The following is an 11,475-nucleotide window of genomic DNA, read 5'->3' as shown; positions in this document are numbered from 1 at the left end:
TATAATTTCATCTCAAACTGCCGGTCTTTTCAGGATTAATTTTTTCTCATTTTTTATCTTGGCTTGGCATGTTTTTTGATTCACAAAGAAGATAACGCCGTCATAGGGACGGCAAGTTGTTGGAGTGAGTGAAGGAGGCTTCTATGGGAACACCCCGCAATGGACCCTGGCTCAAATGGTTGTTGGGCGGCGTTGCGGTGGGCGTGGTGCTTGTCGGAGTGCTGGCCTATGCCATGACGGCAACGGATCAGCGTCCGTTCTGCGCCAGTTGTCACATCATGCAGGAGGCGGCAGTGACCCACAAGCTGGGTACGCACGCCGACCGTTCCTGTAATGAATGCCACGCCCCGCACAATCTGCTGGCCAAGCTGCCGTTCAAGGCGCAAGCGGGCCTGAGTGACTTCATGGGCAATCTGTCGGGCAAGGACGTGCCGTATCCGGCCAGTGTGACCACGCGCGACGTGGTCAATGAAAACTGCAAGGCCTGTCACGCCCAAACTAACGTCAACGTGGCCAGTATGAACGCCAAGCCTTATTGCGTCGACTGCCACCGCAATGTGGCCCATATGCGCCACAAGCCCATCAGCACAAGGACGGTAGCATATGAATAAGCATATCCGCACTATGGCTCTGGCCGTTTCGGCGCTGTTGGGAGCGGCGCTGCTCAGCGGCTGCAATGATGTTTCGACGGAATTGAAAGCCCCCGCCTACAAGACCAACATCAAGGACGACGAAACCCGCATGTCGGCATTCAAGGCGGATTTTCCGGATCAGTACGCCTCGTACCAGAAAAACAACGAGTCCGAGGTGATGACCGAGTACAAGGGTTCCGTGCCGTATCACAAGAACGACAACGTCGATCCCCTGCCCAAGGGCTTCAAGCATGCCCAGCCCTACCTGAAAAATCTCTGGCTGGGCTACGGCTTCATGTATGAATACAACGAAGCCCGTGGCCACACCCATGCGGTGGATGATTTTGTCCATATCGACCGCCTGAACCGCTGGGGCGCGGACGGCAAGGGTAAGATGCCCGCCACCTGCTGGAACTGCAAGACGCCCAAGATGATGAACTGGATCAAGCAGTACGGCGATTCCTTCTGGTCCAAGGACGTCAACGAATTTCGCGGCAAGGACATGATCGATGCCAAGGAAGAGAGCATTTCCTGTTCCACCTGCCACGATCCCAAGACCATGGAACTGCGGCTCTATTCCGAACCGCTCAAGGATTGGCTGAAGAAGACCGGCAAGGACTGGAACAATATCTCGCGCAACGAAAAGCGCACCCTTGTCTGCGCCCAGTGCCATGTGGAATACTACTTCACCCATCCGGACAACGGCCCGGCCATGCGCCCGGTCTTCCCCTGGGACAACGGCTTTAATCCCGAAGACATGTACCAGTATTACAAGGGCCACGGCAAAAAGGACACCGACGGCAAGCCCGGCCCCTTCTCCGACTGGGTGCACGCCGCCTCCAAGGTGCCTCTGATCAAGATGCAGCACCCCGACTTCGAGACCTTCCAGGACGGCCCGCACGGCGCGGCCGGTGTGGCCTGCGCGGACTGCCACATGCCTTACCAGCGCATGGACGGCAAGAAGATGTCCAGCCACTGGATGACTTCGCCCCTGAAGGACAAGGAAATGCGGGCCTGCCGCCAGTGCCATGCCGACAAGACGCCTGAATATCTGCGCGAGCGGGTCATCTACACCCAGAAGAAGACCTTCGACCAGTTGCTCAAGGCCCAGGACATGTCGGTCAAGGCCCACGAAGCCGTGCGCTTGGCCAACAACTACAGCAGCGAACGCGCCCCCGACTATGACGCGCTGATGACCGAAGCCCGTGAGATGGTCCGCAAGGGCCAACTGTTCTGGGATTACGTTTCCGCTGAAAACAGTGTGGGCTTCCACAACCCGGCCAAGGCCCTGGATACCCTGATGACGTCCATGGAATGCAGCCAGAAGGCCGTGGATCTGGCCAGCCAGGCCACCAATTACGGCATCGCTCCGGCTCTGGCCGGCGACATCAAGAAGATCGTGCCGCCCATTCTGGAAATGAGCCGCAAGCTGCAACAGGACCCCGAATACCTCAAGACCAATCCCTGGCTCCAGTTGCTGCCCGTGCTGCCCAAGACGGACGCTGCCTGGGACGGCCAGGAACGCCTGAACTCCGGCAAGTAGACCCTTTGGCGCAATAAAGCGCGCATGAGATGAAACGCCCCCGCATCGCGGGGGCGTTTTTCGTCCAATGATAGATATATCTTCGTATTTCCCTTTTTGACTTTATCTGCGCTTACATGTATCGCGTATAACACTTAAGTTTTCGCGCGACGTGCCGAAAAGAGCAGTAGGAAACCGCGTGAGAACTCTCTAACACAATGTAAAAAAATCTCTATATATTGTTGAGACAGTTTATGGACAGAGAACACAATAAACAGAAACGTTTCTGGCGCGCTTGCGTTCTCGGACCGCTTTTGGCACTGCTTTTATCCGGCTGCGGCATGTTTCGCCCTGCGGACAACGGACCGGCACCGGTCAAAGCGCAAAAAGTGGTTCACACCGCCTACAGCCAGATGGGCAAACAATATCGCCTGGGCGGCGCTTCGCCGCAAAAAGGCTTTGACTGTTCCGGCCTGATCTGGTGGGCTTATCGACAGAACGGCATGAGCGTGCCCCGAGTTACGGTTGACCAGGCCCGGGCGGGCCAGTCCGTGCCAAAAAGCTTGGCCCGGCCCGGCGATATTGTGGTTTTCCGCACCGGGCAGAGCCCGCGCGGCCTGCATACCGGCATCTACGCCGGGGACGACTCCTTTATCCACAGCCCGCGCCGTGGCGAGCGGGTACGCATGGAGAGCATGAACATCCCCTACTGGCGCAGCAAATTGATTTCCGTACGCCGGGTCGTTCGCTGAACCGTAACGTAATGATCATGACATGTGACACTTGAAATGCTCTTTTGCGGAGAGCAAAGCCCGCCTGCTCGCAATTCGCGGCAAGGGTTTGTCTGCAAACCCTTGCGGTGCAGTCGTCGCATTTCATGCCTGAACCGCTCTGACAGAAGACCCCGCGCCATGGTGGCGCGGGGTCTTCTTGCGCAAGAGCGCAGCTTGCTATTATAGATTGTTTGAAGTAACCCTGAAAAGAGGTCGGCAAATCTTTATTTGCGGTCTGCCCTCCCCAATCGCCATCCGCCAGATCCGCAAGCACAAAGACTTTCTTCAGACCTGCCCTTGATCCGCGGATGGCCCGGCCCGGCGATATGGCGGGAACGGCTTTTTTTGTGACGGCAGCGACAGCAATGCTGCGGAAAGCCAGCAGGAGGCGTCATGACGCGCACGGCATCCCCGACAGAAGGCCTTTTGAGCATTGCGGACATCTCCCGCCATTTTTCTTTGCCGGAATCCACCACCCGCTATTACTGCAAACGCTTTGCGGCTTTTATCCCCAGCGTCGGCGAGGGCCGCAGGCGGCGCTACCGCCCGGAAACCCTGGAGGTCATTGCCGCCATCCTGGAGCAGATGCGGAAGTCGCGCACGGCGGCCTCAGTGGAAAATGCCCTGCTGGCCCGCTTCCCTCGCAATGCGCTTGCCGTTTCCAAGCCAGAGCCCTGCCTGACGCAAGCGGAGCATCCGGTTGCGGAACTTCTGCCCGCAGCGGCCCTGCAGTTGCTGGAACGCCAAACACTGGCCTTGGAGGGTATTGCCCAGCTTATCCATCTGGTTATTGAACGCCTGCCACAGCCCGGCATAATGTTGCCTGAAACGGCGCAAGAAAATCAGCAACTGCGCAAGGATGTGGAAAATCTGCGCGTACTGCTGCATGCCTCGGAAAAAAACCAGCAGGCGGACCTGGACCAGCTGCGCGAATGGATGACCAAGGTTATCCGCAGTCGCGGCAAGGATGCGGCTCCGGCGTGAGGCCCGAAATGTTTTTCCTGAAAGCATTCGTAAACCGGGATATGCGCCGGTAATGGGCGGCCGGGCAACCGTAAGGGAAAGGCGCATCGTTGGATGCGCCTTTCCGGTAGATTCAACCGCAATGCGGGCATGATGTTATTTGCCCGGCTCTATTTTTCCAGAAAAACCAACCGCAGGCCGGGTTCCGGCTCTTCCTCCCGAAACGGGCGGTAGCCCGCCCGCTCATACAGGCGTAAATTGCGCAGGCTTTGCGTACTGGTGAACAGTTCGTAGCGCGCTTGTGGAACTATGGAGCCCATGGCGGACTCCGGGGCAGCCAGAAGGCGCGTTCCCAGGCCTTTGCCCTGATGTTGCGGATGCACCATCAGTTTGCCCACATACACCGTGCCCTGCGCCGCGCGGGCGCGGACCGAGCCCACCAAGTCGCCGTTCGTATCCACAGTCTTAAGAAACGCCATGCCCGCCTCAAACTGGCGGACCAGATCCTCAAGCTTCTCGCGCAACGGCGGAATGCTGAAGTTGTTCAGCAGACGCGCTTCGCTCTGATAGGCCAGATACTGCAAACGCAGAATTTCTTCCAGATCCGGGCGCTCTGCCCTGACAATGCGCATTTTACTTGTTGTTCTGCTTAAGGGCCATGTCCACGGCGCCCTTGAACAGATCCAGGGGCAGGGCCCCGCGCACCACCATATTATTGACCAGGAAGTACGGGGTCCCCTCCACGCCCAGCTTCTGCGCGTCCTGCTGGTCTTCAGCGAGAATATCGCTGACCTTCTTGCCGCGCACGTCACGGCCAAGTTTTTTCATGTCCACATCCAGCCCCTGGGCGGTCTTTTTCAGAAAATCCTCACCCTCGGTCACCAGACGGTCCCGGTCGGCGAACAGGGCTTTGTAGAACTTCCAGGCCTTCTCCTCGCTCTGCTGCGAAACGGCGACAAAATAGGCCGCCGCCTGCCCGCCGGGGCCCTTTTCATCCAGCGGCAAATTCTTGAAGACCAGGCTGACGTCCTTGCCGTACTCCTGCAAGAGCGCGTCCACGGTTTTGGAAGCCTGCTGGCAGAAATGGCAGGTGAAGTCGGAAAAGGCCACGATACGCACCTTGGCCTTGGGCGAACCCAGCACCGGACGCCCCTCCAGACGCACGCTCTTGGGGGTTTTCATATCCTCGCGCCACTGAACTTCCAGATTGTGTTTGCGCCGCATGTTGGAACCCTGCTGGGCGATATCCAGTACGGCCTCACTGTTGCGACGCAACACATCCAGCACGATATCCGGATGTTCACGCAAGGCTTTTTCCAGCAATTGCGGCAGATTATCTTCCGTCACCTGGCTGGCGGCCGCACGGGCTTCCCCGCCTGCCAGAAACATGCCCGCCAATCCCAACAGCAGGGCGGGAACAAAAAGAATTTTGTGGGTAATGCGCATGAAAACCTCATCTTTTAGAGCAGTTCAACTTTGAGAATGCACATTCTCAAAGTTTTTAAGACGCTCACTCCGGCGCTTAGCTCTGCTGTCCTCGCCCGCAAAGCTCGAAGACTCACTAACGGGCGAGGCCACCGTGCAAATAAACTGCGCTTACGCCTTCGTGGCAGGCGTCTGCTTACGCAGCCACCAGAGCAATTCCACCTTGAAATTGCTCTAGAGTCGTTGACACGTGAAATGCTCGTTTACGGCGAGCAAAGGCTGCCGACTTGCATTTCGTGGCAATGATTTGTCTGCAAATCCTTGCGGTGCAGGTTGCAATGGATATCCGTTTATCCCTTACGGGCGCATGCCGCAATCCAAAACGGCACTTTCCGGGAGGCAGAATTTTTTTAGAGCATTTTACGCTTGAAATGTTACACATTTCAAGCGTCACGCCGCCTGCGTGCAGCGGAAAAAACGCGGTTTTCCCTTGCACTTGGGCGCGGGTTCCGCTCACGCGGCCACCAGAGTAATTCACTCATTCCAATCGTGAATTGCTCCAGCAACGAAATTTTCCCAATGCAAGAATGCCGCCATACCTTACCGCAATTCATGTCGACAAACGACGTGGCTGTGGCTGCCCTTCTATCCACTTACGGCCGCCCGCGCTGCCGCAACCTCTTTCAGGGCCGCCCAGCCTCATTGTCCGATTCCAGCCGGGTCTGGGTGGCGGCATCTTCAATTTTGAAGAGCAGTTCATCAAAGTCCACCGGCTTCATCAGATAGCCGAAAGCCCCCTGGCTCATGGCCTGCACTGCCAATTGCATGTCGGCGTGACCCGAAAGCAGGATGATCTGCGTCTTGGGCCAACGCGTGGTCATCTGCTGCAATGCGCCCATGCCGTCCAGCACCGGCATTTTTACATCCATGATCACAATGGGGAAAAATTCCCCTTCCATAGCGTCCAGCGCCTCGCGCCCATTAGCGGCTCTGGCACAGGCATATCCGCGTTTTTCCAAGCGCTTTGCCAGAATGCGGGTAACATCCTCTTCATCGTCCACCAGCAAAATATGAGTCAGGCACATATACTCTCCCGGTCAAATACGCCACCGCGTGCGGCATCCTGGTATCCTTACCCAGAATGCACTCACCCGGCAAGATGCGGCTGCGGCAAAAAATTTTCCAGCAACGACAGGCCCTGACGCGGCATTGGACCGCGCAGATCTTGTTTACGCCTTGACGCCCATACGCGCCTCTTTTACAAACAGACAGACGGCGCCTTACGGCGCGTTTTCCATCAAATGTTTCATGTGAAACGTTCAGGCCACTTATAAGGTCACCGACTTTTCTACACCGCGACAAGCAAAACATCAGCCAGGCCAAGGACAGGAAGCGGAGGTCAGCGTATGGCGCGCATTATTTCCATTGCCAATCAAAAAGGCGGCGTGGGCAAAACCACTACTGCCATCAATCTTTCCGCGGCCTTGGCCGTCATGGAAAAAAAAGTGTTGCTGGTGGATTGCGACCCACAGGCGAACAGCACCAGCGGCCTCGGCTTGAGCCAGGAAGAACTCACCGGTGATTTATACAGTACATTTTACTCGCCGGACAATGTACATCAAAGCATTGCCAAAAGTCGCACTCCCTTTCTGGATATTTTACCGGCCAGCACCAATCTTGTGGCGGTGGAATTGGAACTGGTGGACAAAATGGCCCGCGAATTCTACCTGGATGAATGCCTTAAGCGGGTCAATGACGATTACGAATATATCGTCCTGGACTGCCCCCCGTCTTTGGGCCTGCTGACGCTTAACGCCCTATGCGCGGCAAGGGAATTGCTGATTCCCCTGCAATGCGAATTTTTCGCTCTGGAAGGCATCGTCAAATTGCTCCAGACCTACGAGCAGGTCAAAAAACGGCTCAACCCCGAACTGGCCCTGCTCGGCGTGGTGCTGACCATGTACGACATTCGGAACCGGCTCACCCGCGAAGTCAAAAACGAAGTACGCCGCTGCTTCCCGGATCATTTGTTTGAAACCGTGATTCCGCGCAACGTACGCCTTTCGGAAGCGCCCAGCCACGGCAAGTCCATCATTCACTACGACATCAAATCCAAGGGAGCCGAGGCATATCTCGGCCTTGCCAAAGAAGTGGTACTGCGTCGGCCTTCCAAAAAAAGCACGGTGCTGCAATAAGCCGTAGACGCCGCATTACGCTTTGGGTGAGGTATGCTCCAACGCCACGTGGTCACGAAAATGTTTTTGCCGGATGGTCGTGCCGCACGCCCGACAATGGAAAACCAACAGGCCGCCCACATTCGCATTGGTCAGCCAGAACGGGTGTTCCGGATCTTCGCGCCAATCTTGCGTGGACGCGCCGCAATGCGGGCAACTCACCGCCGGATTGTAAGGATAGCGGAAGTCCCAGAACTGCAAAAATTCCTCAAAGGCCGAAATCGCCTCTTTCACAGGTTCAGCGGCGGCCGGGGCAGAAACGGCCCGCAGCACGGGGCGGGCCAAGGGTTCGATTTTCTGCCAGAGATCCCAGGGAATCTGCACAGCCTGGACGCGATCTTCGGCATCGGTAAGATATAACAACGGCAATGAATCAGACATACGAGTTCCTTCAGCTGACTGAAATTCGCGCAATGCGGCGAAAAGCCGTGCGCGGAATCAGGGTGCCGCGCGCCGGGGGCGCTTGTCAAGGCGCGGGCAGAGCCTGAACAAGGAGAAAACATGAGTAACGCAAGCAAAGGACTGGGCCGGGGCCTGGATGCGCTTTTCGGCGGCTCCGAGCCACTGCGCGAACAGAGCGGCGACGTCAGTATGCTGCCGATAACTGTCCTGCGGCCGAATCCGGACCAGCCGCGCCGGCATTTTGATCCTGAAAGCCTGCGTGAGCTGGCCGATTCCATCAAAACTCAAGGCATCATCCAGCCGCTGCTGGTGCGACCGATGGCCGACAATGCCACCTATCAAATCGTGGCCGGCGAACGCCGCTGGCGCGCCGCGCGCCTGGCCGGGCTGTCGCAGGTGCCTGTCTTTGTGCGCGCCTTGAGCGACAAAGAAGTTATGGCCGCCGCCCTGATTGAAAACCTGCAACGCGAAGACCTCAACCCCATTGAAGAGGCTCTGGCCCTGCAAGGTTTACGCGAAGCGCTGGAACTGACCCAGGAGGAACTGGCCGCCCGGTTGGGCAAAAGCCGCCCGGCCATTGCCAACGCTCTGCGCCTCCTGCAATTGAGCCCCGCCGCACAGGAAGATCTGCGCGCCGGACGACTCAGCGCCGGGCACGCCCGCTGCCTTCTGGGCGTGAATGCTGTCGAGGCGACCGAGGCCCTGCGCCTGCGCATCATCAGCCACACACTGACCGTGCGCGACGCTGAGGAAGCCGCCGCCTTCTGGCGGGAAAACAAAATTTTTCCCTGGGAGCCTGAGAGCGGACAGGCCGACGCCGAAGCCCAAAAAGAACCGCCCGCTCGCGCAACCCGTAAAAAAAGTCCGCAAATCCGCAATTTGCAGCAAAATCTCAGCAAGGCCCTGGAGTGTAAAGCTCTGGTCAGCGGCAACGAGCAGACCGGCAAGATCACCCTGGCTTACGGGAGCGCCGAGGAGCTGCAAAGCCTCCTGGCACGTCTGGGCGTGGCCCTGCCGGAAGCGTGATACCGACAGTACAAGACAAGGACAGCGCCGGCAGCGATAAACCTCGTTTCAGCATTGCTCGTCAGTATCCGCACAGCTACCGCTTTCGCAGCAGCCGGGCGGTGTAGGGTTTGAGAGGTTAAAAAGCCGTCGCACTTGGCGACGGCTTTTTTCTGCCGGTCTCACCGCTGCCGATTGCCGCAAAGTAGCCCAACAACGCTTAACGTCGGCGTAGAACAGCTCCGTACATTCCTTCCACCCAAGGATGCCCATGCGGGGTCTGCCACTGACGCAACAGCATAAGCTCAGACCGCGCCGCCAGCAGGCGGGCCACGGCCAGTTCATTTTCCGTGGGATTCAAGGTACAGGTGATGTAGGCCAACTCGCGGCCTTGTTGCAGCAAGGCGCTGAGCCTGAGCAGCATACGATCCTGCAAGGCCGCAAGTTGTTTGAGGTCCGCCGGAGTCCGCCGGGAGTCCTTGCGAATATCCGGCCGCCGTGCCAGCACGCCCAGGCCGCTGCACGGGGCGTCCAGAAGGATATGCCCGTTCCAGCCCCTCAGCGGCGGCGCACAGGCATCCGCCAGACAGACAGCCGGGCGCGGCAGATGCAACTCCCGGCACACGCCGGGCAAATGACGCAGGCGGGACCAGGAGCGGTCCGTACACAAGGTTACGTCAATGCCCTGCTCCAACAGGGCAAAACTCTTGCCGCCGAAGCCGGCGCAGGCGTCCCAGACCGGAGCATCCCAACAGTCAAGTTCCAGAGCCTGTACCGCCAGTTGCGAACCCGCTGACTGTAAGGAAAGCGCCCCGCTCGCACGCCACAGGCTCAGGCTCTGCCCCAGAACGTGAGCGGGCAGTTCGCCCGGCGCAAAAGCCACGCCCCAGCGCCCCACAGCCTCACCGCAGCCTTCCTTTGCGCAATGCCGCAAGCCCGCGAGCAATTCTTCAGCGGCCTCGTGCCGGGCATTGACCCGCACACCGCTCCAGGGCCGGGCGAAAGAACGCCGCATCAGGCACAACGCGGCCTCGCGGCCGTAGGCGTCATGCCAGAGATCCCCAAGCCATCGCGGCAAGCTGTAATAACGGCACAAGCCGCCCCACTCGTCCGCAAGCGCGCCTTCTTTGCCCACAACATAAAATTCCCGCGTATCCACCGCCGTGCCGAAACGCTGAATGGAGCGCAACGCGCCGTTGGTCACCCGCGCGAGAGAGCGGCCGAACAAGCGTTCCGCCTGCGCCACCGCGCTGTGTACAGCCGCATGATCCGGCACCCGCTCCTGAAACAGCAGGGCATAGACCGCCAGCTCAAGGATGTGCCGCAAGGGAAGCGGCAAGCGCTCCGGTTTGGGCAACACCCGGCCCAAAAGATACGCAATACGGATTTCCGCGCGCAAACAGCCATAGACCAGTTCAGAACACAAATGCCGTTCCTGTTGGGGCAGGACTGCAACAGTCTTGCCGCCCTCCCCCAACGGCCCTGACAGGGCGTCGGCAAGCGCCTCCTGGGCGCTGAGTCCGGAATCCGCCAACAAAAGCGCGTGCAAGGCGGCCGTGCGGCCGTTACGCGGCAATTTCTTCAAGGACCGCAAGAAAGATGAACGCCCGCTCACGCCCGCCTCCCGGCATGCAAAGGTTCAGAGGATGCGGAACAGCCCAGAAAAAGACGGATGGCCTCTTCCAACGCGCCCAGAGGCACGAGCGTATCCAGGCAGGGGCCGCAGGGGCGCTGGTTGAGCACGCCGAACACCGGCAAAGGATAACTGTCCTGAATGCCGGAGGTCAGATCCCGTTCACAAGCCACGGCCACAATGCAGCGCGGCCGGGTCTGGACCACAATGCGGCGGGCGATGGTGCCGCCGGTGGCAATAGCCAGTTGGATGCCGTAGCGGTCGCGCAGGGCCAGCAGACTGCCCACCGGGCATTGGCCGCAACGCACGCAATTATCCAGCTTGTGGGTCAGGCGGCGCGGACAGGCGCTGCTCTGCACGCAATGCGGCAAAAGCAGCAATAACTCGCTCGGGACCACGGGCTTGCGGTCCGCCAGCACCAGTTCGTTGTTTACCTTGACGAAAGAACGCCGCACCTTGTTGCGGTCCATGCCCACGGCCTTGGCCAGCAATTCCATGAGCGGAAAAAATAAGCGGATGATCACATGCCGCACGCCGCGCACGCCCGGCAGCGGCAGGCCGGTATAAATATGAAAAATCAGGGTCAGACACATCCAGGCCAGCACCGCGATGCCCAGCACGCCCACCGTCATGCTGAGCAAGGGCAGCCAGTGCAGACCGGCGCCCAGACCGGACCAGGGCAGAATCAGAAAAAAGCAGAGCACCAGGCAGAGCAGAACGCAGGAGGCCAGCATCAGGCCGATGAAGATCCGTTTGCGACCGCCGCCGTATTGCTCGGGCGGCAAAGAATGGGGGGATTTGCGCAGAAACATGTGGGGCCTCGCTGTCGGAAGCGGAAGAAAAACCAAACAGGGAGGATCAAAAACATATGGGGCCGAAACAGCGC

12 protein-coding genes are annotated in these 11,475 nt (G+C 58.7%); 6 read left to right on the top strand and 6 right to left on the bottom strand.

Features of this window, described 5'->3' with window-relative positions; all coding sequences use genetic code 11:
- The first annotated feature begins 143 nt into the window (after positions 1-143).
- The 4 genes from HMPREF1022_RS12265 (at position 144) to HMPREF1022_RS12250 (ending at position 3,911) form a co-directional block, all read left to right on the top strand.
- Positions 144-611 (top strand): NapC/NirT family cytochrome c, encoded by a 468-nt coding sequence (locus HMPREF1022_RS12265; protein WP_008682949.1) that lies wholly within the window; start codon positions 144-146, stop codon positions 609-611.
- Positions 604-2,175 (top strand): ammonia-forming cytochrome c nitrite reductase subunit c552, encoded by a 1,572-nt coding sequence (locus HMPREF1022_RS12260; protein WP_009303355.1) that lies wholly within the window; start codon positions 604-606, stop codon positions 2,173-2,175. The genes HMPREF1022_RS12265 and HMPREF1022_RS12260 overlap by 8 nt, the downstream gene beginning before the upstream one ends.
- Positions 2,176-2,495: 320 nt before the next feature.
- Complete coding sequence (locus tag HMPREF1022_RS12255) at positions 2,496-2,906, top strand: C40 family peptidase (protein WP_232221603.1); 411 nt, start codon at positions 2,496-2,498, stop codon at positions 2,904-2,906.
- A gap of 414 nt (positions 2,907-3,320) precedes the next feature.
- Positions 3,321-3,911: a MerR family transcriptional regulator gene (locus HMPREF1022_RS12250; RefSeq protein ID WP_009303353.1), complete on the top strand. Its 591-nt coding sequence runs from the start codon at positions 3,321-3,323 to the stop codon at positions 3,909-3,911.
- Positions 3,912-4,060: 149 nt separating this feature from the next.
- Here HMPREF1022_RS12250 and HMPREF1022_RS12245 read toward each other — a convergent pair whose 3' ends face one another.
- The 3 genes from HMPREF1022_RS12245 to HMPREF1022_RS12235 form a co-directional block, all read right to left on the bottom strand.
- Positions 4,061-4,522, bottom strand: a complete 462-nt coding sequence (locus HMPREF1022_RS12245) for a GNAT family N-acetyltransferase (protein WP_009303352.1) — start codon at positions 4,520-4,522, stop codon at positions 4,061-4,063.
- 1 nt (position 4,523) lies between these two features.
- Positions 4,524-5,336: a DsbA family protein gene (locus tag HMPREF1022_RS12240; protein WP_008682942.1), complete on the bottom strand. Its 813-nt coding sequence runs from the start codon at positions 5,334-5,336 to the stop codon at positions 4,524-4,526.
- Positions 5,337-5,998: 662 nt separating this feature from the next.
- Positions 5,999-6,400: a response regulator gene (locus tag HMPREF1022_RS12235; RefSeq protein ID WP_009303351.1), complete on the bottom strand. Its 402-nt coding sequence runs from the start codon at positions 6,398-6,400 to the stop codon at positions 5,999-6,001.
- A 321-nt stretch (positions 6,401-6,721) separates the two neighbouring features.
- Between HMPREF1022_RS12235 and HMPREF1022_RS12230 the strand changes: the two genes are divergently transcribed.
- Positions 6,722-7,510 (top strand): ParA family protein, encoded by a 789-nt coding sequence (locus HMPREF1022_RS12230; RefSeq protein WP_009303350.1) that lies wholly within the window; start codon positions 6,722-6,724, stop codon positions 7,508-7,510.
- 15 nt (positions 7,511-7,525) lie between these two features.
- Here HMPREF1022_RS12230 and HMPREF1022_RS12225 read toward each other — a convergent pair whose 3' ends face one another.
- Positions 7,526-7,930, bottom strand: a complete 405-nt coding sequence (locus HMPREF1022_RS12225; RefSeq protein WP_008682939.1) for a hypothetical protein — start codon at positions 7,928-7,930, stop codon at positions 7,526-7,528.
- Positions 7,931-8,050: 120 nt separating this feature from the next.
- Here HMPREF1022_RS12225 and HMPREF1022_RS12220 point away from each other — a divergent pair, with 120 nt between their 5' ends.
- Positions 8,051-8,977, top strand: a complete 927-nt coding sequence (locus tag HMPREF1022_RS12220; RefSeq protein WP_009303349.1) for a ParB/RepB/Spo0J family partition protein — start codon at positions 8,051-8,053, stop codon at positions 8,975-8,977.
- Positions 8,978-9,176: 199 nt separating this feature from the next.
- On the opposite strand, the gene HMPREF1022_RS12215 is transcribed toward HMPREF1022_RS12220, so the two are convergent.
- Positions 9,177-10,571, bottom strand: a complete 1,395-nt coding sequence (locus tag HMPREF1022_RS12215; RefSeq protein WP_009303348.1) for a transcription antitermination factor NusB — start codon at positions 10,569-10,571, stop codon at positions 9,177-9,179.
- Positions 10,568-11,401, bottom strand: a complete 834-nt coding sequence (locus tag HMPREF1022_RS12210; protein ID WP_009303347.1) for a DUF116 domain-containing protein — start codon at positions 11,399-11,401, stop codon at positions 10,568-10,570. Before HMPREF1022_RS12210 ends, HMPREF1022_RS12215 begins: the two co-directional genes overlap by 4 nt.
- Positions 11,402-11,475: the final 74 nt, after the last annotated feature.

It is taken from the genome of Desulfovibrio sp. 6_1_46AFAA, assembly GCF_000224635.1.
Lineage (GTDB): Bacteria > Desulfobacterota > Desulfovibrionia > Desulfovibrionales > Desulfovibrionaceae > Desulfovibrio > Desulfovibrio fairfieldensis.
The sequence above is the reverse complement of the archived record's forward strand: the minus strand, read 5'-3'. Positions and strand labels throughout refer to the sequence as shown.